The 25526-nt window shown below is 71.4% G+C and carries 21 protein-coding genes; 8 read left to right on the top strand and 13 right to left on the bottom strand.

What is annotated here, in order from left to right; translation table 11 throughout:
- From ACIBI4_RS22720 to asnB, 5 genes are all read right to left on the bottom strand, one after another.
- Nucleotides 1-1350, bottom strand: a complete 1350-nt coding sequence (locus tag ACIBI4_RS22720; protein ID WP_399205809.1) for a cytochrome ubiquinol oxidase subunit I — start codon at nucleotides 1348-1350, stop codon at nucleotides 1-3.
- A 213-nt stretch (nucleotides 1351-1563) separates the two neighbouring features.
- On the bottom strand, nucleotides 1564-2532 hold the full coding sequence (sbnA, locus tag ACIBI4_RS22715) for a 2,3-diaminopropionate biosynthesis protein SbnA (protein WP_399205808.1): 969 nt from the start codon (nucleotides 2530-2532) through the stop codon (nucleotides 1564-1566).
- Nucleotides 2529-3299 (bottom strand): GNAT family N-acetyltransferase, encoded by a 771-nt coding sequence (locus ACIBI4_RS22710; protein ID WP_399205806.1) that lies wholly within the window; start codon nucleotides 3297-3299, stop codon nucleotides 2529-2531. The genes sbnA and ACIBI4_RS22710 overlap by 4 nt, the downstream gene beginning before the upstream one ends.
- 23 nt (nucleotides 3300-3322) lie before the next feature.
- Entirely contained in the window at nucleotides 3323-4204 is an 882-nt protein-coding gene (locus tag ACIBI4_RS22705; RefSeq protein WP_399205805.1) for a DUF6410 domain-containing protein, read from the bottom strand.
- Entirely contained in the window at nucleotides 4201-6051 is a 1851-nt protein-coding gene (gene asnB / locus ACIBI4_RS22700) for an asparagine synthase (glutamine-hydrolyzing) (protein ID WP_399205804.1), read from the bottom strand. The genes ACIBI4_RS22705 and asnB overlap by 4 nt, the downstream gene beginning before the upstream one ends.
- Nucleotides 6052-6223: 172 nt before the next feature.
- Between asnB and ACIBI4_RS22695 the strand changes: the two genes are divergently transcribed.
- Entirely contained in the window at nucleotides 6224-7879 is a 1656-nt protein-coding gene (locus ACIBI4_RS22695) for an FAD-dependent oxidoreductase (protein WP_399205803.1), read from the top strand.
- A 78-nt stretch (nucleotides 7880-7957) separates the two neighbouring features.
- Here the strand turns inward: ACIBI4_RS22695 and ACIBI4_RS22690 are convergent, their stop codons facing one another.
- Genes ACIBI4_RS22690 through ACIBI4_RS22680 form a run of 3 tightly spaced genes read right to left on the bottom strand, consistent with a single transcriptional unit; the run spans nucleotide 7958 to nucleotide 12560 of the window.
- Nucleotides 7958-9511, bottom strand: a complete 1554-nt coding sequence (locus ACIBI4_RS22690) for a multicopper oxidase family protein (protein ID WP_399205802.1) — start codon at nucleotides 9509-9511, stop codon at nucleotides 7958-7960.
- Nucleotides 9508-10728 carry a M24 family metallopeptidase gene (locus tag ACIBI4_RS22685; protein ID WP_399205801.1) on the bottom strand — a complete coding sequence of 407 codons (1221 nt, stop codon included), beginning with the start codon at nucleotides 10726-10728 and terminating at the stop codon, nucleotides 9508-9510. Before ACIBI4_RS22685 ends, ACIBI4_RS22690 begins: the two co-directional genes overlap by 4 nt.
- Complete coding sequence (locus ACIBI4_RS22680) at nucleotides 10725-12560, bottom strand: asparagine synthetase B family protein (protein ID WP_399205800.1); 1836 nt, start codon at nucleotides 12558-12560, stop codon at nucleotides 10725-10727. Before ACIBI4_RS22680 ends, ACIBI4_RS22685 begins: the two co-directional genes overlap by 4 nt.
- 294 nt (nucleotides 12561-12854) lie before the next feature.
- On the opposite strand from ACIBI4_RS22680, the gene ACIBI4_RS22675 reads away from it, so the two are divergent.
- Entirely contained in the window at nucleotides 12855-14318 is a 1464-nt protein-coding gene (locus ACIBI4_RS22675; RefSeq protein ID WP_399205799.1) for an MFS transporter, read from the top strand.
- 318 nt (nucleotides 14319-14636) lie between these two features.
- Here the strand turns inward: ACIBI4_RS22675 and ACIBI4_RS22670 are convergent, their stop codons facing one another.
- From ACIBI4_RS22670 to ACIBI4_RS22650, 5 genes are read right to left on the bottom strand one after another with little or no spacing between them, the layout of a single operon-like run.
- Entirely contained in the window at nucleotides 14637-16283 is a 1647-nt protein-coding gene (locus ACIBI4_RS22670) for an FAD-dependent oxidoreductase (protein WP_399205798.1), read from the bottom strand.
- 43 nt (nucleotides 16284-16326) lie between these two features.
- The gene (locus tag ACIBI4_RS22665; RefSeq protein ID WP_399205797.1) at nucleotides 16327-16791 is read right to left on the bottom strand and encodes an SRPBCC family protein; all 465 of its coding nucleotides are present in this window, start codon (nucleotides 16789-16791) and stop codon (nucleotides 16327-16329) included.
- A gap of 35 nt (nucleotides 16792-16826) precedes the next feature.
- Complete coding sequence (locus tag ACIBI4_RS22660) at nucleotides 16827-18386, bottom strand: acyl-CoA carboxylase subunit beta (RefSeq protein ID WP_399206078.1); 1560 nt, start codon at nucleotides 18384-18386, stop codon at nucleotides 16827-16829.
- A 49-nt stretch (nucleotides 18387-18435) separates the two neighbouring features.
- The gene (locus ACIBI4_RS22655) at nucleotides 18436-18648 is read right to left on the bottom strand and encodes an acyl-CoA carboxylase epsilon subunit (protein WP_399205796.1); all 213 of its coding nucleotides are present in this window, start codon (nucleotides 18646-18648) and stop codon (nucleotides 18436-18438) included.
- Between the two features lie 53 nt (nucleotides 18649-18701).
- Entirely contained in the window at nucleotides 18702-19712 is a 1011-nt protein-coding gene (locus tag ACIBI4_RS22650) for a methyltransferase (protein WP_399205795.1), read from the bottom strand.
- Between the two features lie 200 nt (nucleotides 19713-19912).
- Between ACIBI4_RS22650 and ACIBI4_RS22645 the strand changes: the two genes are divergently transcribed.
- Genes ACIBI4_RS22645 through ACIBI4_RS22620 form a run of 6 tightly spaced genes read left to right on the top strand, consistent with a single transcriptional unit; the run spans nucleotide 19913 to nucleotide 25504 of the window.
- Nucleotides 19913-20401, top strand: a complete 489-nt coding sequence (locus ACIBI4_RS22645) for a PhzA/PhzB family protein (protein ID WP_399205794.1) — start codon at nucleotides 19913-19915, stop codon at nucleotides 20399-20401.
- Nucleotides 20402-20456: 55 nt separating this feature from the next.
- The gene (locus ACIBI4_RS22640) at nucleotides 20457-21080 is read left to right on the top strand and encodes an isochorismatase family protein (protein WP_399205793.1); all 624 of its coding nucleotides are present in this window, start codon (nucleotides 20457-20459) and stop codon (nucleotides 21078-21080) included.
- Nucleotides 21077-23104 carry an anthranilate synthase family protein gene (locus ACIBI4_RS22635; RefSeq protein WP_399205792.1) on the top strand — a complete coding sequence of 676 codons (2028 nt, stop codon included), beginning with the start codon at nucleotides 21077-21079 and terminating at the stop codon, nucleotides 23102-23104. Before ACIBI4_RS22640 ends, ACIBI4_RS22635 begins: the two co-directional genes overlap by 4 nt.
- Nucleotides 23105-23128: 24 nt before the next feature.
- Nucleotides 23129-23965, top strand: a complete 837-nt coding sequence (locus ACIBI4_RS22630; RefSeq protein WP_399205791.1) for a PhzF family phenazine biosynthesis protein — start codon at nucleotides 23129-23131, stop codon at nucleotides 23963-23965.
- A gap of 12 nt (nucleotides 23966-23977) precedes the next feature.
- On the top strand, nucleotides 23978-24616 hold the full coding sequence (gene phzG, locus ACIBI4_RS22625; RefSeq protein ID WP_399205790.1) for a phenazine biosynthesis FMN-dependent oxidase PhzG: 639 nt from the start codon (nucleotides 23978-23980) through the stop codon (nucleotides 24614-24616).
- Between the two features lie 54 nt (nucleotides 24617-24670).
- Nucleotides 24671-25504 (top strand): class I SAM-dependent methyltransferase, encoded by an 834-nt coding sequence (locus ACIBI4_RS22620; RefSeq protein ID WP_399205789.1) that lies wholly within the window; start codon nucleotides 24671-24673, stop codon nucleotides 25502-25504.
- Nucleotides 25505-25526 lie beyond the last annotated feature (22 nt).

The following is a 25526-nucleotide window of genomic DNA, read 5'->3' as shown; positions in this document are numbered from 1 at the left end:
TCAGAAGGCGGGCGTCGAGGACGAGGAGGAGGACGAGGCGGCCGGCGTGGCGGGGTCGCCTTCCCTGCCGTCCCTGTCCCCGTCGCCCTGGTCCCTGTCGGCCTGGCCGGGGAGGTCCACGGACCGTGCGGCGCTCTCTCCGGGCGAGCGCCCGAGATGCGAGCCGTCAGGTCCGCGCTTGGCGAACCGGATGAGCAACGTCCAGTCCACGACCAGGAGTACGACGACCAGGAGGCCGAAGACGAGCAGCGAGCTCAGGACGGCGCCATAGGAGAGCCCGGGTGTCACCGCGTCCTCGGTCTTCAGGAGGCCGTACACCGCCCAGGGCTGGCGCCCCACCTCGCGGAAGATCCAGCCGGAGATGTTCGACAGGTAGGGCAGGAAGACGGCGGCGGTGAGCAGCCACAGCAGGACCCTGCGGCGGATCAGGTTCCGCCGGAACATGAAGAGCGCCGCGATGACGACGACGAGCATCATGAACAGCGCCGGGATGATCATGACGAATTCCGCGGTCTGCGCGAACCCGGGGGCGAAGTAGTTCCCCGGCCCGAACTGCTGGGTGAACTGGTCGGCCAACGCCTGGGCCCGGTCCGAGCGTTCACCGTATTTCGTGGGCGTCTGCTTCACCGAGTAGCCGATCTGCAGACCGCCGAGCGCGGCGGTCGCCAGGACGAGCACGGGCGTGAGGGGCAGGGCCAGCTTCATCGACGACCAGAAGAATTCCTCGTGGCCTGTGCGCCGGCGCAGATGCCAGGCGCTCACGGCGATGATGAAGAAGGATCCGGTGACGACGGACGCCGCGACGATGTGGAAGGACGCGGACAGCGCGTTGGAATTGGTGAGCAGTTCCGTGAAGTCGGTGAGCCGGATCTCGCCGTCCTTCTTCTCGTATCCCACCGGATGGTTGAGGAAGCCGTTGGCCGTGAGGACGAAGAAGACCGAGGAGTACGCCGTGAGCGCCACCAGCCAGAGCATCACGGTGTGCAGGACCCGGCCCATCCGGTTCCAGCCGAAGATCCACAGCCCGAGGAAGGTGGACTCGGCGAAGAACGCGACGAGGGTCTCGATGGCCAGCGGGGCTCCGAAGACGTTCCCGACGAAGTGCGTCAGGCCGCTCCAGGTGAGTCCGAACTGGAACTCCATCACGATGCCCGTGCCGATACCCAGGGCGTAGTTGATGACGTAGAGCTGGCCCCAGAAGCGCGTCTGCCGCCGGTGCGCTTCCTTGCCGGTGATCGCCCACCTGGTCTGCATCACCACGAGGTAGGTGACGAGGCCGAGCGTGAGCGCGACGAACAGGAAGTGCGCGATGGCGGTGATGGCGAATTGGAGCCGTGCGAGTACGAGCACGTCGTCCACGGTGGTTCCCCTCGTTCGGCCTGCGGGCCGGATGTCGGTTGGTGTCCTGCGGGCCGGATGTCGTGTGGTGTCCTGCGGTCCGGAGCGGTGGCAGACGGCCCTTCCACTCCAGCCGACGCCGGTCGCGTGCCGCTCGCGCCGTGCTTGACCGCCGCTTGAGTGCCGCGGTGTCCGGGGCGGCGGTCGCCGCCCCGGATCCGCGGGTCAGAGGTGTCCTGAGTAGGTGAGTCCGTCGTGCTCGAACGCTGTTTCGTCGGTGTAGACGAGGTCGAGGTAGCGCTCGCCGCGGTCGGCGAGGAGGGTCAGGACCCGGCTGGGTCGCGGGAGTTCGGGCATGAGTTCCTCGACCGCGGCCACCACCGAGCCGGACGAGCCGCCGGCGAAGATCGCCTCATGGCGCAGCAGCCGGTGGCAGCCGTGGATGGCGGTGGCGTCGTCGATGTGCACCACCTGGTCGATCTCGGCGGGTGTGAGCAGCTCGGGCACCCGGCTCGATCCGACGCCGGGCAGCATCCGCGGCCCGGGCGGTGTGCCGAAGATGACCGAACCGACGGCGTCGACGGCCACGACCTTCAGCGCGGGCCAGGTGCGGCGCAGTCCGCGGGCGAGGCCGTGCAGAGTGCCTGCGGTGCTGACGGCGGCCACCAGGACGTCGACGGGCTCGGGGCAGTCGGCGATGACCTCACGGGCGGTGGTGGCCGCGTGGGTCTCCCAGTTGAGGTGGTTGGCGTACTGGTTGATCCATACCGCGTCCGGGTCGTCGGCCAGGAGATCCTGGACCCGGGCGAGGCGGGTGTGCAGATAGCCGCCCGCCGCGTCGCGTTCGTCCACCATCTCGATACCGGCGCCGAACTGGCGGAGTATCCGCAGGTTGGTACGGGAGGCGTTGGGGTCGACCACCGCGGTGAAGCGCAGACCGTAGCGGACCGCGACCATGGCGAGCGCCACGCCGAAGTTGCCCGAGGTGCTCTCGACGATGCGGGTGCCGGGGCGGATCATCCCGTCCCTGATGCCCCGCTCCACGATGTAGCGCGCGGAGCGGTCCTTGACGCTGCCGCCGGGGTTGAGCATTTCGAGCTTCGCGAGTACCTCGACGCCCGGTTCGGGGAAGAGGCGGCCGAGCCGGACCAGCGGGGTGCCGCCGATGCAGTCGGTGATGGAGTCATGGATCACGTCGGCTCCTGTCGCACGGAAGGGGTTGCCTGCGGCCGGGCGCCGAACAGGGCGCGGCAGGCGTCGAGTCCGTGGCAGGACACGCGGACGCCGGCGGCCGGGCTCAGCTCCCACTGCGGGGCATCGATGCGCCAGCGGGTGAGCACCGCCGCCTCGCCCTTGCGGGACTGCACCTCGATGCCGTCCGGCTGGTAGCCGAGCTTCTTGTTGACGGCGAGTGCGGCGGCGTTGTCCTCGTACACGGCGGATGTGGCGTACTTGGCGCCGAGCCCGGCGAAGGCGAGGTGGAGCGCGGCGGCGCGCATCTCGGTGCCGAGGCCCTGGCGGTGCTTGTCGCGGACCAGCCAGCTCTCGGTGGCGGCCTCCCCCAACTGCGGGAAGCCGCGCGCCTGCAGGCCCTGCACGCCGACGGGACGGCCGTCGAGGAGGGCCACGAGGCCGAGGTTCCAGTAGTCGGGGCGGCTCAGTGCCAGACCCTTCCACAGGTACTGCATGACCCGGCCGGCCGCCGCCCTCGGCGGTACGTCGCTCCAGGCGCCGGGGAAGGGTGAGTGGCCGGGGTCGTGGATGCCGTGGGCCGCGACGTTCTCCGCGAGCGCGAGCAGGTCGTGCTCGTCGGGTACGCGCAGTTCGAGACGGGGAGTGGTCAGCCGGAGGCCGAACTGGGGTGCCCAGGCCGCGAGGGCGGCCCGGCGCCGGTCTGCCGGTCCGGCCGGGGGTCCGGGGGTTGTCTCCCGGGAGAATGCAGCAGCGTTGTTCTCAGCCATGGGGGAATGCTCCGAGGGCGTTCTCAACGAGTGGTGGAAGAGGTCTCGACGTGCGCACGGGGCCGCCGGTGCGGGGCGCGTTCCGCTCGGGCCGGGGACTTCAGCCGTACGAGAGCGATGACCAGACCGGTCAGGATCGTCACCGGCCACAGGACGTCGGGGACGGCTCCGGCGATGCCGCCGAGGCCGAGCAGCACGAACGCCGCGGCGCTCAGCCGCCGCAGCCCGGACGGTCCCGCCGCGGGCACGGCGAACAGCACACCGGCCGCGAACACGGCCCCGCCCGCCACCGGGTCGAGTCCGCTCAGCGCGTCGAACACGTCGCCGGCGCCGCCCGATACCGAGGCCAGCGGCCCCACCACCCAGAACCAGCCGAGACCGGCCACGGCGAGTGCGCCCGCGAGCCGTTCCGGGGCGGCGTGCCTGCGGCGCCGCATGGCCCGCTCGGCGAGGTCCACCGCGGTGAACGGGCCGTAGAGCAAGGGCCGTTGGCGCAGGATCAGCGCCGGCAGGGCGGCGAGTTCGATGCCGCCGTAGCCGCTCAGCCCGGCGATGAGCAAGGAGCACTCCACGTACAGGGCGACACCGAGCGCCGGCGCTTCGGGCAGCACTCCGATCGGGTAGAGGAGCATCGGCAGCAGGAAGAGCGCACCGCCCGGCCACCCCGAGAGGCCGCGGCGTGCACCCCGGGTGAGCAGCGGCCGCACCGCCGCGAGCAAAGCGGTGTACGCGGCGGCCAGGACGAGCGCCGTGCCCACCGCCGCGAGCACCTCGGCGGTGCTGTGGTCGGGGATTTTGGTGGTCAGGATGTGCGTCAGCGCGGCGGCGCCCGCCAGGACGCGCACGGCCCGTCCGGCGGGTCCCGCGTCCCGCCCGATGACGAGGGTGCGCACGGGCGCGCTCACAGTTCCACCCGTACGCCATAGCGGCGCAGCCAGTCGTTCAGGCCGAGCAGCATCTCGACGTTGGCGCGGGCCACCCAGGCGCGCATACCGCTGTCGAGGACCGACGGATCGTCGATGAGGGCCCGTACGCCCGCGGTGTCGGCGAGCGGTGCGGCCGGTGCGGCCGGGTCGGCGAGCAGGGCGGTCATGCCGTCGCACAGCGCGTGGCCGTAGGCCGGGTCCTGCGTGACGGGGTAGGGGCTCTTGGCGCGGTTGACGACGTCGTCGGGGAGCAGATCGGCGACGGCGGCGCGCAGCAGGGCCTTCTCCTGGCCGCCGAAACTCTTGAGGTCCCAGGGCACGTTGTAGGCGTACTGGACAAGTCGCCAGTCGCAGAACGGCATCCGGGTGGCGAGTCCGGTCGCGGAGCCGAGGGACTCGTCGTGGCTGAGCAGAGTTTCCAGCCAGCGGGTGAGGTGGAAGTAGGTGATCTCCCGCATGCGCAGGTCCTGGCCGCTCTCGCCGTCGAGCCGCGGCACCTTCCGCATGCTGCTCGTATAGGCGTCGCCGCAGTACGCGTTGAGGTCGAGCTTGTCCAGGAGGTCGGGCGCGAGCAGGTCGCCGCCGAGTCCGTGCCGGCCGCCGCCGAAGCGGGCCATCGCCACCCAGGGCAGGGTGGGGGCCTCGACGAGCTCCTTGTTGTGCACCCAGGCGAAGCCGCCGAACACGGCGTCGGCGATCTCGCCGAGCAGCACCGAGCCGACGTGCTCGCGCACCGCGCGGCACAGCAGGTACAGCGAGGTGTTCATGTTCCCCAGCGGGCTCGGCACGTCCTTGGCGCGCAGCACCGCGGCCCTGACCGCCGGGTCGATGATGTCGGCGGTGTCGAGCACCAGGTCGGTGTGCTCGGTGCCCAGGTGCCGTACGACGGACTGCACGAACGGTGCGTCGGGGCTGCCCCAGATCTCGTCCTGCTTGAAGTCCTCGGCCCCGCCGAAGGAGACGGTGAAGGTGCGCACGGGGCCGCCGCCGCGCCGGGCGAGCGCTTGGTGCGCGAGGGCGGTGACGGCGCTGGAGTCGATGCCGCCGGACAGCATGATGCCGGGCACGGCCCCGGTGCCGAGGGTGCGCGTGACGGACGCGGAGAGCAGGTCGCGTACGCGGGCGACGGTGTCGGCCTTGCTGTCGGTGTGCTCCTGCGCGGTGAGCTGCCAATAGCGGTGGGTGGTACGGCCGTTGGGCGTGCAGCGCAGCACGGTGCCGGGCGCCACCTGGTGGAAGCCCTTCAGGATGCCGTGGCCCTCGGTGCCCGCGTACGAGAACAGTTCACGCAGTCCGTCGGCGTCGATGACCGGCTCGACGGCCGGATGCGCGAGGATCGCCTTGCGCTCCGAGCCGTACAGGACGCCCGCCGCCAGCGGGTAGTAGAACAGCGGCTGGTTGCCGAGCCGGTCACGGGCGAGGACGAGTTCCCGCTCGCGCTCGTTCCACAGGGCGACGGCGAAGGCGCCGTCGAGGTGTGCGGCGAAGTCCTCGCCCCAGCGCAGCCAGGCGCGGCCGACGAGTTCCGCCTGGGTGACGGGTTCCGTGAGGCCGAGTTCGCCCCGCAGCGCGTCCGTGTCGTAGAGGACGCCGGTGACCGTGGCGGCGAGCACGGTGCGCCCGTCGTGCCGGTACTCCCAGGGCTGCTGCGGGGAGCCGGTGCCGTCGGCGTCGGACCAGCGGGTGCCGAGGCCGGCCTGCTCACCGAGCCACAGTTGTTCTCCGTCGGGGCCGCGCTGGGCGAGCGCCGCCGTCATGGCGAGCAGCGTGGGCCGCTCCCGCCGCAGGTCCCTCGCGTGATCGATCCATCCTGCGATTCCGGACACGGTGTGGGGCTCCTCTCGGTGGTGGAGCCACAGGCTGGCCGGTTCACCTCAAGCTTGACTGGACGGTCTCTCCAGGCGTCGTACGGACGATGCAGCGCGTACGCACGATGCTGCGCGGACCGGACCCGGGATGCACCGCGGCCCGGCATCGGCACCGGAAGGGAGAGTGGCCGTGGGCAAGGAGCCCGAGGAACTTCAGGAGCTGCCCGGACAGACGACGGATGCACAGACGACGGACGTCCTGATCGCAGGCGGCGGGATCACCGGACTGAGCTGTGCGCTGTTCCTGCGGCACCACGGCGTGCGGTGCGTGCTGGTGGAGCGGCACGCGTCGACGTCCGTGCACCCGCGGGCCTGGGGGTGGTATCCGCGGACGCTGGAGGTGCTCAGGTCCGTGGGCGTCGAGGAGGAGGTGCTGCGGGCCGCCGCGGGCTATGCGGGTCATCGCCGTCAGGCCACCGTGGAGTCGCTGACGGGCCGTGAGCTGAAGGCGGCGATGCTGCCCGAGCCGGGCGACCTGAGCGCGCTGACGCCGTCCCGGCAGATCTCCCTCGGCCAGGACCGCATCGAGCCGATCGTGCGCGAGGCCGCCACCAGGGCCGGGGCCGACCTGCGGTTCGGCAACGAGCTGACCTCGTTCGAGCGGCCCGCCGGTACGGACGGGCCCGTGATCGCCACGGTGAAGGACCGGGCGACGGGCGCGGAGCGGCGGATCGAGGCCCGCTGGCTGGTCGCCGCGGACGGGGCGCGCAGCCCGGTACGCGAGACGGTGGGCATCGCCCGCGCCGGTGCCGGAACGCTCCAGCACCAGGTGAGCATCCTGTTCCGCGCGGACCTTCAAGGGCCGCTCGGCGGACGGCGGTTCTCGATCTGCCAGATCGAGAACGGCGACATGAGCGGCGCGGTGCTCGGCCATGACGACACGCTGGGGCGCGGGACGCTCATCCTCCAGTACCGCCCCGAGAACGGCGAACTCGCCGCCGACTTCACCACGGAGCGCAGTGTGCGGCTCGTGCGCTCGGCGATCGGTGACCCCGAGGCGGCCGTGGAGATCATCGGGGTGCTGCCGTGGGAGCTGGCCGCGCTGTCGGCCGAGCGGTTCAGGGACGGTTCGGTGTTCCTCATCGGGGACGCCGCACACGTCATTCCACCGATCGGCGGCTACGGCGCCAACACCGGGGTGCACGACGCGCACAACCTGGCCTGGAAGCTGGGCGCGGTGCTGCACGGCGAGGCGGACGAGCGGCTGCTCGACAGCTATGACGCGGAGCGCAGGCCGGTCGCCGAGGCGACCATCGAGCAGGCCCGGCTGCGGCTCATGGTCCGCTCGGGGCGGGCGAGCGAGGAACAGCGCGCGGCCACCGCGGAGGTGCTCGACGTGATGCTGGGGCACACCTACCCGGCGGCGGCCGGCGCGGACGCGGCCCTGCCCCGGTTCAGGGCGCCTGCCGAGCTGACCGGTGAGCCCGGGACGCGCGCGCCTCATGTGCCCGTCCTGATCCGCGCGTGGGAAGGCGAACGCTCCGGCTCACTCCTCGACGTCTACGGAGAGACGCTGGTGCTGCTCTGCGACGCACGCAACCCGGCGTGGCGCGCGGCCGCCGACACCGCGGCGCGGCGCACCGGGGTGCGGCTGCGCACGGCCGCGTTCGGCAAGGAGCTCGGGGACCGGTCCGATGACGGCTGGCATGAGCGGTACGGGGTGACACCCGACGGGGCCGTGCTCGTACGCCCCGACGGTTTCGTCGCCTGGCGGTCGGCGGGCGCGCGCACGGACGGGGCCGCCGCCGTGGAACGGGCCGTACGGGAGACGCTGGCGCGGGCCTGAGCCCCCGGAGTGCGGACGGGCTCCCGGGAGACCTCCCCGGGAGCCCGTCACGCACGCGGGACGTCGTCCGCGAAATCCCTACGACACGCGGAAGTTGGCCATCATCGCCATGTCCTCATGCTCCAGGTTGTGGCAGTGGAAGACGAACGTGCCCGCGTGGTCGTCGAAGCGGACGAGGAGGCTGAGCTTCTCTCTCGGCTGCATCCGCGCGGTGTCCTTCCAGCCGGTGTCCTCGGGTTTGAGGTTGGTGGAGCCATCGCGCTTGTACACCTGGAAGGGCGACAGGTGGATGTGGATGGGGTGGTGCGTGGTCGACTCGAACTCCCAGATCTCGATGTCGCCGCGCCGTACGTCCGCCCAGCTGCGGTCGGTGCTGAACGGATGGCCGTTGATCTTGTAGATGTTGTGGCCGTCCTCCCGGTGCCGGGCGAGGGTGAACGAGCGGGTGCGCACCGCCTTCGCCGGGTCGAGCCGTTCGACGGTGGAGAGCCGGGACGGCAGCGAACTGTCGTCCGCGGCCTTCTCCCCCACCACGAACTGCATGATCTCGCCGGTGGAGCCGTCTCCGAGACGGTTCTCCAGGGTCACCTCGGTACCGGGTTCGTACGCGCCGAAGTCGACGATCACATCGAAGCGTTCGCCGGGTGTCATGTAGAGCGAGTCCATCGCCTGCGGCTTGGCGAGCAGCCCGCCGTCGCTGCCGATCAGGGTGAACGGATCGCCCTTGGGCGGCTCCGGGTCGAGCCGCACCCGGTAGCGGCGGGCGTTGGAGGCGTTGAGCAGCCGCAGCCGGTGGCGGGCGCCGGGCACCTTGAGCCTCGGCCAGGGCACACCGTTGACCAGGATGACGTCCCCGGTCATGCCGTTGTGCGCGTCGCCGGTGACACCGGGAGTCTTCTTCAGCGTCGGGTCGATGGACGGATAGGAGAGCGAACCGTCCTTGCCGAAAGCCCTGTCCATGATCATCACGGGGACGTCGCGGTCGCCCTTGGGCAGCGGCAGCGCGTCCTCCTCCTCGTCGGCCACCAGGTAGAACCCGGCGAGCCCGCGCCAGACCTGCGGTCCCGTGAAGTCCATGCGATGGTCGTGGTACCAGAGCGTGGCGGCACGCTGGGCGTTCGGATACGTGTAGGTCCTGGCGCCCTCGGTGGTGTCGCCCTTCATCTCCTTGCCGCCGTGGTGTGCATGGGCCGTCCAGCCCGACGTGGGCAGGATGAGGTCGGTGGGGTAGCCGTCGCTCTCGGCCGGTGTGGCGCCGCCGTGCAGATGCGTGACGATCGGCACGGGCAGGTCGTTGCGGGTTCTGACGACCGCCTTGCGGCCCTTGCGCACCTTGAAGGTGGGGCCCGGGAACGTTCCGTTGTAGCTGAAGACCTCGGTCCGCAGACCGGGCAGGATCTCGACGTGGGCGGTGTGGGCCCGTACGTCGAAGTAGTCGGTGGTGCCGTCCGACGAGGCGGGTTCGATGACCGGCGGCCTTCTGAAGTCCAGGCTGAAGCGCTCCGGGAGCTCGGCTGCGGAGGACACCGCCGCACCGTCACCGCCGCTGTCGCAGGCGGTGACGGTGGTCAGCAGGAGTCCCGTCGAGGTGACGCCGGCGGCCCTGATGAAGCCGCGTCGTGAAAGAGTCATGTGCCTTCCTGGTCGATGACGATGAGCGAGCGGTCGAGCGTCGTGAGCAGCCGGTTGCCGTCGGACGTGACGACGAACGGGTCCTCCACGTGGACGCCGCCCAGGCCGAACTCGTAGTACGGGGTCTCGGAGTTGACGACCGTGCCCTCCTCGATCACGTCCTGGTTGCCCGGGGTGATCAGGACCGGTTCGTAGATCTCCACGCCGATGCCGTGGCCGACGTGGTGTCTGCGGTAGTGCGGCACTCCGGCGTCCCTGACCGCCTCGACGGTGCGGCCGAAGAGTTCGCCGCCCGTCATGCCGGGCTTCGCCGTTTCGAGCGCCGTCTGTTCGCCGGCCAGCATCGCCCCGTACAGCGCGACGAGCCGGGGCGACGGCTCGCCGAGGACGGCGGTCCGCGCGATGTCGGACCAGTAGCCCTCGTGGGTGCAGCCCACGTCGAACCAGATGGAATCGCCGCGCCGCAGCGGCGTATCGGTGGGCCGGGTCTGGCCGAGCACCCCGCCCCGGCCGAACTTGATCAGCGTGAACCGGGGACGGCCGCCCGCGCGGGCCACCGCCGTCTCGAACTCCCGCGTCATGTCCCGCTCGGTGACCCCTTCGGCGGCGATGCCGAGCGCGGCCTTGATCCCCGTCTCGGCGATGGCGGCGGACTCGGCGATCCGGCGCAGCTCCGCCTCGGTCTTGACCTTGCGGACCTGCTGGAACACGGCGGCCGCCGGGCGCACCTCGGCGGCCGGCAGCGCCTCGGCGAGCCGGGCCAGAAAGCCGGGCGGTGCGGCGTTCTCGTCCACGCCGATGCGTGCGCGGGTGAGGCCGGCGCCGGACAGGATCCGTATCAGGGCGGAGAGCGCGTCCGGTGCGGCCGGTACGTCCACGGCGATCTGCCGGAACCGCTCCTCGCGCTCGGTGAGTTCGAGGTCCTCGGGAAGGACCCGGTGGAACGTTCCATAGGCGACGACGCCGCTGAGCGCGGTGGTGGCGTCGAGGAACTGGTCCACGTCGCCGCTCGAACTCGCGAAGTACGGGGCACCGGTGCGGTCCCTCGTCACCACCGCGAGGGCACGGCTGCTGTACGGGTGGTTCTGGCCGCCGACGCTCGAGATCCCGGTGAGATACCGGACGTTCTCCACCGACGTGGCGACCAGGACGTCCAGGCCCGCCTCGTCGAGATGGCGTGCGAGGCGCTGCGGACGCGAGGCCGCCGCGCCGGTCACAGTGCCAGCCTCACCCGGTAGTGGTCGAGCCACAGGTTGAGCTGCAGCATCAGCTCGACGTCGGCGCGGGCCATCCGGTCCTTGGTGAGCCGGTCCAGACTGGCCGCGACCGCACCGGCCGCCTCCACGTCCATGATCTGGCGCACCGGGGCGCCCGGGTCGGCGAGCACGGCCTTGATGGCCCGCTGGAGGCCGGCCGGATAGTCCGGGTGGTTGGAGACCGGGGACGCGCTGCGGTGCCGGTTGAGCACCGACTCGGGCAGCAGGTCGGCCACCGCGGCCCGCAGGATGCCCTTCTCGATGCCACGGCGGTTGTGCATCTCGTTGGGGATGTTGTACGCGTACTGCACCAGCTCGGGGTGGTTGATCGGGGTGCGCAGCTGCAGTCCCGCCGCCGAGTAGGAGCCCGCGTCGATGCCGAAGCGGGTGTTCATGAGGTAGGCGACCCGCCTCATGTGCCGCTGCCAGTCGTCCTCCTCGGGCAGGTACTCGACCTCGCCGACCGCCGTCGCGTACACGTCGCGGTAGTACGTGGGGAAGTCGAGCGCCGCGAGCGCCTCGGCGTTGAACAGACCGGTGCCGAAACCGTTGGCGGCGCCGAACTTCTGGGCGAGCGCCACCCACGGGAAGGTGCCGGAGGTCACGAGGTCCTTGTGCGTGAACCAGGTGGCGCCCTGGAAGTACTTGTCGCCGCCGTACCCGGCGAAGACGACCTTGCAGCCTTCCTGCGCGGCGCGCTGCACCGTCAAGTACTGGGCCGTGTCCATGTCGTACTGACGGGTCGGGAAGTCCTTGGACTTGAGCATGCCGAGCCGTACGAGGGGGTCGAGGATGTCCCCGGTGTCCAGCTCGACGAGCGTGTGGTCGGCGCCCATGTGCGCGGCGACCTCCTCGGCGAACGGGGTGTCGTGCGTGCTGCGCATGACGTCGGCCTGGAAGCTGCTGCTGCGGAAGTCGATGGTGAAGGTGCGCAGATTGCCGGACTGCGAACGCGCAAGGGCGTCGGCCGCGAGTCCCGCGACGGCGGAGGAGTCGGCGCCGCCGGAGAGCATCACGAGCATCTGCGTGGGGTCGTCCGTGAGGTTGTCCTCGACACTGCGTGCCAGGATCTCGCGGACCTTCGCGACCGTGGTGTCGTAGTCGTCGGTGTGCGGCTGGGTGCTGATGCCCCAGTACTTGGTGCGCTTGACGCCGTCGCGCCCGAAGCGGGCGATCTCCGCGGCGCCCACCCGGTCGAAGCCGGAGAAGATGCCGCCGTGCGGCAGCGCCTGGGAGACCGCCTCGCGCAGCCCGGCCGCGTCGACGACCGGGTCCACCTCGGGATGCGCGAGCAGCACCTTGCGCTCGGAGCCGAACACCACTCCGCTCGGGGTGCGGGTCAGATACAGCGGCTGGCCGCCGAGGTGGTCGCGCGCGAGGACCATCTCCTCGGCGCGGCCGTCCCATATCGCCACCGCCCAGGAGCCGTTGAGCCGCGGCAGGAACTCCTGCCCCCATTCCCGGTAGGCGTACGCCACGAGTGCGCCGAGGCCCGCCGTCGCGGGCACGCGGACGCCGGCCGCGGCGAGATCCGCGCGCAGGGCGGCGGTGCCGGTGGGCCAGCCGGTGACGCAGGCGACGACGTCGTGTCCGCCGGTGGACAGTACGTACGGCTGGTCGTCCCGGGCACCGCCGATGTCCAGCAACCTGGCGCCGAGCATGGCGTGTTCGCCGGTCCACACCGCCTCACCGTCGGGTCCGCGCTGCGCCAGTGTGGCGGCCAGCGCCGTGGCGACGGGGCGATGCCTGCGCAGGTCCCTTTCGAAGTCGATCCATCCCACGAGCCCGGACATGCGGCCACCTCTCGTCCTACGCCGGAAGACACAAATGCCGTGAAGCCGGTCGCAGTGTCGGACGGCACGGTCGTGCGGCGCCAGCGCGTCGCTCGAGAACCGGTCGAGGCGCGGTCGAGAGGGGGGCGGCGTCTCGCGTTCGGCGGACCGCGGCGGGCCGTGCCCCGGGCGCGAGGCGGGCGCGATGGATCCTCGAGCGGTTCTCCGCACGCGGCGGCGACAGTCGCCGCGCCGTCCGGACGGACGCGCGGACTTCGAGGAGGCGTACGTGACCACCAATTCGAGGAGGCGTACGTGACCACCAAACCGACCGTGCCGCGCAGCTCCTGGCTCGCCCTGGGCGCGGTCCTGCTCGCCGGCTTTCTGCACACCTTCGACGTGACGGTGGTGAGCGTCGCGGCGCCGGCGATCAAGGACGGGCTCGGCGCATCCGACGCCGACGTGCAGTGGCTGCTCGCCGGATACAGCCTGGCCTTCGCGGTGCTGCTCGTCACCGCGGGCCGGCTCGGCGACGCGTACGGGCGGCGGCCGCTCGTGCTCACGGGCATCGTCGCCTTCACGCTGGCATCGGCGCTGTGCGCGGCCGCCCCGAACCCCGGTGTGCTGATCGCCGCCCGGGTGTTCCAGGGCCTGTCGGCGGCGCTGCTCGCCCCGCAGATCGCCCCGGTGATCATTCTCCTCTTCCCCAAGGAACGGCGTGGTGCGGCGTTCGGTGTGCAGGCCGCCGTGATCGCCGCGGCCACCTGCGGCGGCCCGGTGATCGGCGGACTGCTCGCGCACGCCGATGTGTTCGGCCTCGGCTGGCGTGCGGTGTTCCTCGTCAATCTGCCCATCGGAGCGGTCGCCCTGGCGCTCGCCGCCCGGCGGCTGCCGGCCGAGCGTTCCGGCCAGGGCCCGGCCATGGATCCGACGGCCGTCGGTGTGGCGACGGCCGGGCTGCTGCTGCTGCTCGTCCCGCTGGTGGAGTTCCGGGAGACGGGCGGCCCGCTGCTGCTGCTCAGCCTTGCGGGCATCGCCGTGCTCGCCCTGCTCGTTCCCTTGCAGCGCCGGGCCGAACAGGCCGGGCGCACCCCGCTGTTCGCGCCGGGTCTGTTCCGTGGCCGTGCCTTCCCCACGGGCGCCGCGGTGAACTTCATGGTGCTCGGCGGGGTCGCTTCCTTCTTCCTCGTCTACGTCGTGCACCTCCAGGACGGTCTTGGCCTCACCGCGAAGGAGACAGGGTTCACGCTGCTGCCCTTCGCCGTGTCCGCGGCGCTTGCCTCGGGTGCGTCGGTGCCGCTGACCGGGCGGCTCGGCCGCCCCATGCTGGAGTGCGGTGCGCTCCTGATGGCGCTGGGCACGGGGGTGCTGCTCTGGGCGAGCGTGGCGCAAGGCGCGGAGCTGCGGCCCGCGCACATCGTGCCGGGCCTCGTGCTGTGCGGTGCGGGCATGGGCCTGCTGAGCCCGCCGCTGTACAACCTCACGCTCTCGGCCATGGCGCGCGGCGGCATCGGCTCGGCGAGCGGGGTGTTCTCCACGTTCGGGCAGGTCGGCAGCGCTGCGGGAGTGGTGCTCGTGGGGTCCGTCTTCTACGCGGCGGGGGGTGGCGGAAGCGGATCTGTTACGGGGGTGGGGTGGGCGCTCGGGTGCCAAGTTGCCTTGTATCTGGGGGCGTTGGTGCTGCTCCGGTTCGGGCTGCCCCGGCCGGCTCCCCGTGCCGCGTCTGCGGAACCGGCCCGTGAGGCGCCCGCGGCGGAGCCGGAGCGTCTGCGTCGCTGAACCGTCGGCGGAGGCGCCTCCGGCGGGGGTGCGCCTCCGGCGCGGGGGTGCCGCTGTGCCCACCCGTGCCGCCCTGCGGCACGACTGCCCACAGCTGGGTGGGAAAGAAGGCGGCACGACTGCCCACGGCTGGGTGGGAGAGAAGGCGGCACGACTGCCCACGGCTGGGTGGGAGAGAAGGCGGCACGACTGCCCACGGCTGGGTGGGAGAGAAGGCGGCGCGACTGCCCACGGCTGGGTGGGAGAGAAGGCGGCGCGACTGCCCACGGCTGGGTGGGAGAGAAGGCGGCACGACTGCCCGCGGCTGGGTGGGTGGGTTTAGCGGCTCAGCAGGCTGGTCAGTGCGGCACGCAGTGTGTCCTCGGGGAATGCGGGAGTGTCCGCGCACCGCCAGGCGACCACGCCGTCGGGGCGTACGAGGACGGCTCCCTGCGCCGTCACCCCGTACAGCTCCGGCCAGCGGTCCTCCACATCTGCCAGGTCCGTACCGATGCCGTACGTCTCCAGCGGGAGCCCCAGTTCGGCCGACACCGCGCGGGCCGCGTCACCCCACGCCCGGCCGTCGCGCCCCGTGAGCAGCACCGGCCGTGAACCGAACAGGTCGAGGACGGACAGCTCGGCACCGTCCCTGCGCAGCCACAGATGCGGGGCGCGGCTGCCCGGCCGGCCGTCGTGCTGCGCCGACCAGACGCCGTGTCCGGGCAGTACGCCCTCGTCCCAGGGCATCACGGCCGACGAGCGGTAGCGCCAGGACAGCCAGACCGTCGAGTCCTCGACGATGTCCGGGTCGACGGAGGGCCGCTCCTGTGCGGTCGCGTTGAGCCGGGGCCGGTCCTTGGAGCGCAGCGCGGCCTGTTCGACGGTGGCCCGGGAGACCGTACGGCGCTCCTCGTCATAGCTGTCGAGCAGCGCGGGGCCCGCCCACCCGTCGAGTACGGCGGCCAGTTTCCAGGCCAGGTTGTGCGCGTCCTGGATGCCGGTGCTCGAACCGAAGCCGCCGCTGGGCGGCATCACATGCGCGGAGTCCCCGGCCAGGAACACCCGGCCGGCACGGAACCGGTCCGCGGTCCTCGCTGCGCCTTCCCAGGGGGAGACGTCGAGGATCTGCGGACGGAGACCGTCAACTCCCGTGGCGGCCCGCACCAGTTCGGCGCACCGCTCGTCGGTGAAGGACGCGAGATCCGTCGTGGCCGGGTCGTACACGATGTGCAGCAGCCACTCGGACGCGTTGTCCAGCGGAAGCAGTGCACCCCGCACCCGTTCGTTGAACGTGTAGCACAGCAGGAAGCGCCTCCCGGCGAGCTGTGTCCTCAGGTCCGCGCGGAAATGCACATTGACGTAGTGCCCGAGGACCTCGCCGTCGAAGGGGATGCCGAGTGAGCCGCGGATGCCGCTGTGCGCGCCGTCGGCGGCGATCAGATAGCGGGATGTGAGGGTCCGCTCGGCCCCGGTGGCACGGTCCCTGACCCGCGCGGTGATCTCCGCGCCTTCGGGGCCGTCCTGGGTGAAGCCGAGCAGTTCGGTGCCGAAGCGCAGGGCCGCGCCCAGCCGTTCGGCACGGGCCCGCAGCACCTCCTCCATCTCGCCCTGATGGCACAGGCACCATCCGGCCGGCGTCAGCGAGCCCACGTCGGCGCCGACGTCCATCACGTATTTCTCGTCGAGCGCGCCCCGTTCGGCGCCGGTCAGCGAATCGGCCGCGATCACCCCCGAGTTGTCCGCGAGGAGGCGGGCCGACGGCAGCGACCGGATCTCCCGCTCGATCCCGGCGGCGCGCATCAGCTCCATGGCCCGCGGGTGGATACCGCGGGAGCGCGGATGTCCGGAAAGACCCTGCTGCCGTTCGATCAGCAGGCAGTCGACCCCTTCCTGTGCGAGGAAGAGCGCGGCCGTGAGCCCGGCGACGCCCGCGCCGACCACCAGGACGTCGGTATTCCTCAGCATGTTGAAGTCCGTGTTCGGCACGGCGTTCGCCTCCTCGGGGATGTCGGTGCCCGACGGGTGTTCCTCAGCGCACCAGCGCGCGGGCCGCCGCCTCGACCCGCTCCTTGATGAGGCCCATCTGCACCTTGGTGCTGCGGTTGAGGTACTCGGCCATCGCGGCGTCGGTGGCGGGGGCGATGGTCTTCATACGGAAGTCCTGGACCCAGCGCAGACGGACACCGCCGCCCGGCTCCTCCGTGTACTCCCAGTAGATGTCCATGAACTCGAACGGGCCCGTCTCGACGCGCGCGGCCCGCACCTGGCGGTTCGCCGGGTCGCTCGTACGCCGGGAGACCCAGCTCCAGACGTTGCCGGCCTCGTCGGGGGGCATGGTGAGCCGGAACAGGACGGTGTCCCCGCCCTGTTCGAGCACCTCGGCCTTGGCGTACTCACTGAACAGATTCGGCCAGTTGGGGATGTCGTTGGTCATATCCCAGACCACGTCCATGGGTGCGTCGATGACGATGTGGTTGTCGGTGCGGCCGGCCATGAGGGCTCCTCGGTGCCTGTGCGTCGATCGGTTGCTCACTGCGGGGGGTTGCCGTGCTTGCGCGACGGCAGGCCGGCGTGCTTGTTGCGCAGCATCGCCAGGGCCGCGATGAGGAGGGACCTGGTCTCGGCGGGGTCGATGACGTCGTCGACGAGGCCGCGCTCGGCCGCGTAGTACGGGTGCATCAGCTCGGCCTTGTACTCCTTGACCATGCGCGCCCGCATCGCCTCCGGGTCCTCGGCCGCCGCGATCTGCCGGCGGAAGATGACGTTGGCGGCACCCTCGGCGCCCATCACAGCGATCTCGTTGGTGGGCCAGGCGTACGTCAGGTCCGCACCGATGGACTGCGAGTCCATGACGATGTACGCGCCTCCGTACGCCTTGCGCAGAATGAGCGACACCCTCGGCACCGTCGCGTCGCAGTACGCGTAGAGCAGCTTGGCGCCGTGGCGGATGATCCCGCCGTGCTCCTGGTCCACTCCGGGCAGGAACCCCGGCACGTCGAGGAGCGTGACGATCGGGATGTTGAAGGCATCACACATCTGGACGAAGCGCGCGGCCTTCTCCGATGCCTCGATGTCGAGCACACCTGCCAGGGACTGGGGTTGGTTGGCGACGATGCCGACCACGCGTCCGTCGAGGCGGGCGAGGGCGCAGACGATGTTGCGGGCCCAGCGCTCGTGGATTTCGAGGTAGTCGCCGTCGTCGACGAGTTCCTCGATGACCTTGTGCATGTCGTACGGCCGGTTGCCGTCCGCGGGCACCAGGTCGAGGAGGACGTCCGAGCGGCGCTCGGCCGGGTCCTCGGAGGCGACGACCGGGGGGTTCTCGCGGTTGTTGGAGGGCAGCATCGCGATGAGGTAGCGGACCTCGGCGATGCAGGTCTCCTCGTCGTCGTACGCGAAGTGCGCGACGCCGGACGTCTCGGCGTGCACATCCGCGCCACCGAGCCCGTTCTGCGTGATCTCCTCGCCGGTGACCGCCTTCACGACGTCCGGACCGGTGATGAACATCTGCGACGTCTCGCGGACCATGAACACAAAGTCGGTCAGGGCGGGCGAGTACGCCGCGCCGCCCGCGCACGGGCCGAGCATCACGCTGATCTGCGGGATGACACCGGACGCCTTGGTGTTGCGCTGGAAGATGCCGCCGTAACCGGCGAGCGCCGAGACGCCCTCCTGGATCCGGGCGCCCGCGCCGTCGTTGAGCGAGACCAGCGGCGCACCGGCCGCGATGGCCATGTCCATGATCTTGTGGATCTTCGTGGCGTGAGCCTCGCCCAGCGCGCCGCCGAAGATCCGGAAGTCATGCGCGTAGACGAAGACCGTACGGCCGTCGACCGTGCCCCAACCCGTGATCACACCATCGGTGTACGGCTTCTTGCTCTCCAGACCGAAACCGGTCGCCCGGTGCCGGCGCAACTGCTCGACCTCCTGAAACGAACCGGGGTCAAGCAGCAGCCCGATGCGCTCCCGCGCCGTCAGCTTGCCCTTGGCGTGCTGCGCCTCGGTCGCCTTCTCGCTCGGCCCGGCCACCGCCTGCACCCGTACGGCGTGCAGTTCGGCCACCCGGCCGCGGGCGTCGGCGGGCTCCATCCGGACCGGAGCGATGTCATCGATAACCGTCACGACAGGTTCCTCCTCGTCACTGCCAGCTGTACGGCGCCTGGTACGGCGCATCGTGTTCCCAGCGCGCCCGGCTCTCGGGGGTGGTGCCGTCGGGCGGCTCGTCCGCGCTCCGCGCGGCACGGGCGGCGGCGAGCCGCGCCAGCAACACCGCTGTCAGCGCGGCGACTTCCCACGCGTCGGCGCTCCCGCGCTCGATCCGGATCACACCGCTGTCGTCGGCTGCATCCACGGCGCCTCCTCGGCCTGTTTCGGCCACGGTCGGCGCGGGGGCTCAACTGGCGCTCAAGAGCGCCTCACAACCGCTTCGATCACTCCGGCGTGCGGTGTGGCGTCCACGACGGACCGGACGGCGAAACCCGTCCTGTCCAGGAGCGACTCGTATTCGGCGCGGGTGCGGCCCTTGCCGTTGAGGACGCTCATCATCACCATGTCCATGGTCTTGCCGGGGTGCGGAGCGTTCCCTTCCGGGATCAGGGAGTTGATGACGTAGATCCGGCCGTCGCCGGGCATCGCGGCGCGGCAGGAGCGCAGTATCCGCAGGCAGTCGTCGTCCGGCCAGCCGGCCAGGACGTGCTTGAGCAGATACGCGTCGGCGCCGGCGGGCACGGACGTGAAGAAGTCGCCGCCCTCGACCCGCCAGCGACCCTCGAGGTCCGGGGTGTCCAGGACATGGCCGCCGACCACGGACTCCAGGTCGAACAGGGTGCCCGTCAGATGCGGCCGGCGGCGCAGCACGGCCCGCAGGAGGCCGCCGCGGCCGCCTCCCACGTCGACGACGGTGCGGGCGTCGGCCAGCTCGCAGACCTCGGCGACGTCGTTGCTCAGGGACTCGGAGAACGCCGCCATGCTGGAGTGGAACGCCGCTTCGAGCCGGGGCTCGGCCGCCAGGTGATCGTAGAAGGGGACGTCGTAGAGGGTCTCGAAGGCCGTGCGGCCGGTGCGTACCGCTTCGTGCAGCCGGCCCGCGGAGCTCCAGAAGATGTCCTCGCCGCGCACCATCACGTAGTCGCGCAGGGAACCGGGGACGCCGGTGCGCAGCGGCTCGGCGCGTGGTGTGAGGTGGAAGCGGCCTTCCGCGTCCTCCCTGAACACCTCCTTGGTGGCGAGGAAGCGGAGCATCCGGTGCAGGTGCGGGGCCTGTACGCCTGCCTCGTCGGCGAGTTCACCGGGAGTGCGCGGTCCTTCGGCGAGCAGGTCGGCGATCCGGAAGCGGGCCGCGGCGTGCAGGGCCGCTGAGTACAGATAGCCGAGGGAGAGTTCGATCAGTTCCTCGCCGGGGCTGCCATCGGTCATCGTCGGACTCTTCTCTCATGGGTGTCGGGATGGATCGGGCGGGCCGGCGGTCCCGGCCCGCCCGATCCTGTGCCGCCGTGCATCGCACCCCGGTCGAAGTCTTCTCGAGCAGCCTGCGACCGGCTGCCGAGACGCCCCGCGCACCTTTGCCGCGTATCCGCGACCGCAGGGAAGAACCCATGGACCGGAGGGAAGAACCCATGCCGGACAGTGCACCGCACGGCTTCGCCGACGCCACCGATCTGCGCCGCCGCAATCGCGCCACCGTCGAGAAGTACCTGGAGTACACCAAGGGAGAGAGCAGGCTGCGCCGCCATGAGCTCTTCGTCGAGCACGGCAGCGGCGGCCTGTGGACCAGCGACACCGGCGCGCCCATCGTCATCAAGGGCCGTGACCGCCTCGCCGAGCACGCCGTCTGGTCGCTGAAGTGCTTCCCGGACTGGGAGTGGTACAACATCCGGATCTTCGAGACGCAGGACCCGGGCTTCTTCTGGGTGGAGTGCGACGGCCACGGTCTGATCCGCTATCCCGGCCACCCCGAAGGCCATTACGAGAACCACTTCCTGCATTCCTTCGAACTCGACGACGGAAAGATCATCCGCAACCGCGAGTTCATGAACCCGGTCGAGCAGATGCGCGCACTCGGACTGCCCATTCCGAAGGTCAGGCGTGACGGCATCCCCGCCTGAGGACCACCCGAGGACCCCTGAGGACCATCTGAGGACCACCTGAGGACTTCCGCTGATGACAGGCATCCCGGCCATCGCGCCGTACCCGCTTCCCGCCACCGGCGAGCTGCCCGCCAACACCGCCCACTGGAGTTTCGACCCGGCCCGCGCGGTGCTGCTCGTCCACGACATGCAGCGCTACTTCGTCGGCGCCCTGCCGGCCGGACTGCGCCGCGATCTCCTGGGCAACGCGGCGCTGCTGCGCGCGCATTGCGCAGGGCTCGGCGTCCCCGTCGCGTACACCGCACAGCCCGGCGGTATGAGCGAGCAGCACCGTGGGCTGCTCAAGGACTTCTGGGGTCCGGGCATGCGCACCGCCGAGGCGGACCGGCAGATCGTCGCCGAACTGCGGCCCGCACCGGGCGACTTGGTTCTCACGAAGTGGCGCTACAGCGCCTTCCACCGCTCCCGGCTGCTGTCCTGGATGCGCGGACAGGGCCGCGACCAGCTGGTCCTGTGCGGCGTGTACGCCCATATCGGGGTCCTCGCCACCGCGGTGGACGCGTTCAGCCATGACATCGAGACGCTGCTCGTCGCGGACGCCGTCGCCGACTTCTCGCAGGAGCGCCACCGGCTCGCCCTGCGGTACGCGGCGGAGTGCTGCGCCACCGTGGTCACGACCAAGGAGGTGACGGCGTGAGCGGACTCCTGGAACGCGTCCTGTCCGACCCGCCGCCCGCGTACGCGCTGCTGCACCGCTCCGACGCGCCCGATCCCGACCGGATCGACGTACTGACCGGCGACATGACGCCCCTGGCGTCGCTCGGCGACCTCGCGTCCCTCGAGGCGTGCGGCGGCGGACCCCACGAGCACCTGGTCATGGTCCCCTACCGGCAGCTCGCCGAACGCGGCTACGCCTGCCCCGACGACGGGGCGCCGCTGCTGGCGATGACGGTCACCGGACAGGAGACCCGGCCCCTGTCCGAGGCGCTCGCCCTGCTCCCCCGGCTGCCGACACCGCTCACCGGCAAGCACTTCGACACCGACGACGAGACGTACGCGGACCTGGTCCGTGCCGTCCTGCGCGATGCCATCGGCACCGGCGAGGGAGCCAACTTCGTGCTGCGCCGGTTCTTCGTCGCGGACATCACGGACTACGGGCCACGCAGCGCGCCGGCGTTCTTCCGGCGGCTCCTGCTCAGCGAGTCGGGCGCGTACTGGACCTTCCTCATCCACACAGGGGAGCGCACCTTCGTCGGGGCCTCCCCCGAGCGGCACATCAGCGTCGACCGCGGCCACGCCGTGATGAACCCGATCAGCGGCACCTACCGCTATCCGCCCGGCGGCCCGACCCTGCCCGGCGTACTCGACTTCCTCGACGACCCCAAGGAGACCGACGAACTCTCGATGGTCGTCGACGAGGAACTGAAGATGATGACGAGGATCTGCCCGTCCGGCGCCCGGGTGCGCGGCCCGTATCTCAAGGAGATGGCGCGGCTCGCGCACACCGAGTACTTCATCGAGGGCGTCACGGACCGTGCACCGCACGAGATCCTGTACGAGACGATGTTCGCGCCGACCGTCACGGGCAGCCCGCTGCAGAGCGCCTGCCGGGTCATCGCACGCCACGAGCCCGGCGGCCGCGGCTACTACAGCGGTCTGGCCGCGCTCATCGGGCGTGACGAGGACGGCGGCCGCGCCCTGGACTCGGCGATCCTGATCCGTACGGCGGACATCGGCCGTACGGGACGGCTGCGGATCGGCGTCGGCTCCACGCTGGTACGGCACAGCGATCCGGCCGCCGAGGTCGCCGAGACCCGCGCCAAGGCGGCCGGGCTGCTCGCCGCGCTCGAACCCGGTGCGGGTGACACCTCACCTGCCCATGGCAGCGAGCCCGTTCCCCGTCCGTCCCTCGCGGCGCACCCCCGCGTACGCGCGGCCCTGGAGCAGCGCAACGAGCGTCTCGCCGGATTCTGGCTGCGGCCGCGGCAGCCCGGGGCAGGCCACCCGCCCCAGGCGCCTGCTCTGCCCGGACTGGACGGACTGCCCGGACTGCCCGGGCACACCGTGCTCGTCATCGACATGGAGGACACCTTCACCGCCATGATCGCCGAGCAGCTGCGCTCACTCGGGCTGCGCGTGACGGTACGGCGTTACGACGAGACGTACACCTTCGACGGGTACGACCTGGTGGTGCTCGGCCCCGGACCCGGCGACCCGGCCGCGCCCGGGCGGCGGATGACCGCCCTGCGCGCATCCGTACGCACCCTGCTCGCCACGCGAAGGCCCTTCGTCGCCGTGTGCCTGAGTCATCAGGTGCTGTGCCGTCAGCTGGGCCTCCGGCTCGTCCGCAAGGACACACCCAACCAAGGCGTGCAGCACGAGATCGACTTTTTCGGCGAGCGCGTGCGGGTCGGCTTCTACAACACCTACGCCGCGCGCAGCAGCACCGACCGGCTGCACACCGGCGGTGCCGGGGCCGTGGCGGTGTGCCGTGACGCCGCCACCGGCGAGGTGCACGCCCTGCGCGGGCCGCACTTCGCCTCGGTGCAGTTCCACCCGGAGTCGGTCCTCACCGAGGACGGGCCGCGGCTGCTCGGGCAGGCGGCGGGCGTCGCACTGGGCCACCTGTCCGAGCAGCCCGCGCTCCTCGAACCGCCCACGCGCGCAAGGCCGTCGCGGCACCCCGTCCACGCTTCGGCGCCCGGACCCGACTCGGCCTGAGGGCCGGTGCAGGAGGAAGTCACCATGCATGCGTATGTCGTCGTGGACGCGTTCACCAGGGAACGGCTGCGGGGCAACCCCGTGGCGGTCTTCTTCGACGGCGACGATCTGTCGGCCGGCACGATGCAGCTCATCGCGCGGGAGATGAACCTGTCGGAGACCACCTTCGTGCTGCGGCCCCGGCACGGCGGCGATGCCCGGATCCGGATCTTCACCCCGGTCAACGAGCTGCCGTTCGCGGGGCATCCGCTGCTCGGCACGGCCGCGGCGCTCGGTGAGCGCACCGAGAACGGCACGCTGCGCCTGGAGACGGAGATGGGCACCATCGCGTGCGCACTCGACCGCGAGGGCGGCGAGGTGACCGGCGTGCGGATGTGGCAGCCGGTGCCGACCTGGGAGCCGTTCGACCGGTCCGGTGAACTCCTCGCCGCGCTCGGTGTGACGGAGTCGACGCTGCCCGTGGAGATCTACCGCAACGGGCCGAGGCATGTGTTCGTCGGCCTGGAAAGCGACGCGTCGCTGTCCGCACTCCGCCCCGACCACCGGGCGCTCGCCGCCTTCGACGACCTGGCCACGAACTGCTTCGCGGGCTCGGGGACCCGCTGGCGCACACGGATGTTCTCCCCGGCGTACGGGGTCGTCGAGGACGCGGCGACCGGCTCGGCCGCGGGCCCGCTGGCGATCCATCTGCTCCGCCACAAGGTGCTCGCGCAGGGCCTCGGCATCGAGATCACGCAGGGCGTCGACATCCGCCGCCCGTCGTGCATGCGCGCCCGGATCGAGGCCGCCGGAAGCGACATCAAGGCGGTCGAGGTCGGCGGCGACTGCGTGATCGCGGCCCGGGGTTCCCTGCTCGTCTGACGGAGGAATGTGATGGCCACGAACCGGTCGGAGAGTCTCACCGGCACACTCGACCTGCCGTTTCCCGAGTACGCGGATCCGCCGCCCGAGCCGCTCGGCCTGCTGCGCCGCTGGCTCGCCGAGGCGGAGCGGCTCGGCGTGCGGGAGCCGCGGGCGCTGGCCCTGGCCACGGCCGACCCGCGCGGCCGCACCTCGGTACGGAGCATCGTGCTGCACTCGCTCACCGACCGTGGCCTGCTCTTCACCAGCCACGAGGGCAGCCGCAAGGGCCGCGAGCTGCGCGCGAACCCCTGGGCGTCGGCGCTTCTGTACTGGCGCGAGGCGGGCCGGCAGATCAGTGTCAGCGGTCCGGTACGCCGGGTGCCGGACGCGCTGTCGGACGAACTGTGGGCCGGACGCCCGCTGTTCACCCACGCCATGACGGTGTCCACCCGGCAGAGCGAACCCCTCGCCGACCCCGAGGAGCTGCGCGAGCGGGCCCGCGCCGTCGCCCTGGCCGGCCCGCAGCCACGCCCGGCCGCGTACATCGGTCTCGAACTGAGCGCCCAGACCGTGGAGTTCTGGTCCGACGGCTCCGACCGACTGCACGAGCGGCTGCACTACGAGCGCACGCCGCCCGGACGCTGGACCGCCACCCGGCTGCAGCCCTGACCCACGGACCGCGGGCAGGTCACACGATGAGCGATGAGGAAGGGACCGTACGCCATGACCGAGCAGATGGACGCCGTGGGGCGCACCGCGCTGATCACCGCGGCCATGAGGGCCGTCGAGTACCGCCGGGCCGACCGGCTGCACAACGACCAGTACGCGGAACTGCTCAGCGGCGAACTCGGCCCCGCCCTCCTCGAGGAACTCACGGGCGACATGACCGGGGTCCAGAAGCAACGGCTCCTGAGCGTCTTCGACCTCAACGCCGTCCGCACCCGGTTCTTCGACGACTGTCTGCTGCGCGAGGCCCGTACGGTGACCCAGATCGTGTCGCTCGCCTCCGGCCTCGACACCCGCCCCTACCGGCTCGACTGGCCCGGCCACGTGCGCTACTTCGAGGTGGACCGTCCCGCCGTCATGGCGTACAAGGCGGACCGGCTCGGCGAGGTGCCGGCCAGGGCGGAGCACCGGATGATCGCGGCCGATCTCACCGACGAGGACTGGGCCGAGCAGCTCATCGCGGCCGACTACGATCCCGGCCTGCCGTCGGTCTGGCTGATGGAGGGCCTGCTCTACTACCTGCCCGAACCCGATGCGCACTGGCTGGTGTCACGCGTCCGCGCCCTGTCCGCACCCGGCAGCGTCCTGACCGCGGACATCGCGTCGGCGGCGGCCGTGGCCGGCCAGATCGGCGCGTTCACGCGCTGGGGCTGCCCTTGGGTGTTCGGCACGGACGAGCCCGAGGCGTTCCTCGACGGGCACGGCTTCACCCCGGACGAGGCCGTCGTCCCCGGCCAACGCTCCACCGCCTACGGCCGTTCGGCCCCGGCCGGGCGCGGCGCGGCAGCGAGCGGACGCCCCGTCTATCTCGTACGGGGAAAGCGCCGGTGACCTGGTAGGTCCCCGGCGCTTT

The organism is Streptomyces sp. NPDC050418, from assembly GCF_044458745.1.
Taxonomy (GTDB): domain Bacteria; phylum Actinomycetota; class Actinomycetes; order Streptomycetales; family Streptomycetaceae; genus Streptomyces.
This window is presented reverse-complemented; position numbering and strand designations above follow the sequence as displayed.

Coding starts and splice junctions, on each gene's coding strand:
- ACIBI4_RS22665 (WP_399205797.1), bottom strand. CDS start 16,791: ATGGCCGGCCGCACCGACAACCACATCGTCATCGACGCACCCATGGAC.
- ACIBI4_RS22650 (WP_399205795.1), bottom strand. CDS start 19,712: ATGACCGATGGCAGCCCCGGCGAGGAACTGATCGAACTCTCCCTCGGC.
- ACIBI4_RS22640 (WP_399205793.1), top strand. CDS start 20,457: ATGACAGGCATCCCGGCCATCGCGCCGTACCCGCTTCCCGCCACCGGC.
- ACIBI4_RS22645 (WP_399205794.1), top strand. CDS start 19,913: ATGCCGGACAGTGCACCGCACGGCTTCGCCGACGCCACCGATCTGCGC.
- ACIBI4_RS22710 (WP_399205806.1), bottom strand. CDS start 3,299: ATGGCTGAGAACAACGCTGCTGCATTCTCCCGGGAGACAACCCCCGGA.
- ACIBI4_RS22660 (WP_399206078.1), bottom strand. CDS start 18,386: ATGGAGCCCGCCGACGCCCGCGGCCGGGTGGCCGAACTGCACGCCGTA.
- ACIBI4_RS22680 (WP_399205800.1), bottom strand. CDS start 12,560: ATGTCCGGGCTCGTGGGATGGATCGACTTCGAAAGGGACCTGCGCAGG.
- phzG (WP_399205790.1), top strand. CDS start 23,978: ATGGCCACGAACCGGTCGGAGAGTCTCACCGGCACACTCGACCTGCCG.
- ACIBI4_RS22630 (WP_399205791.1), top strand. CDS start 23,129: ATGCATGCGTATGTCGTCGTGGACGCGTTCACCAGGGAACGGCTGCGG.
- ACIBI4_RS22690 (WP_399205802.1), bottom strand. CDS start 9,511: ATGACTCTTTCACGACGCGGCTTCATCAGGGCCGCCGGCGTCACCTCG.
- ACIBI4_RS22620 (WP_399205789.1), top strand. CDS start 24,671: ATGACCGAGCAGATGGACGCCGTGGGGCGCACCGCGCTGATCACCGCG.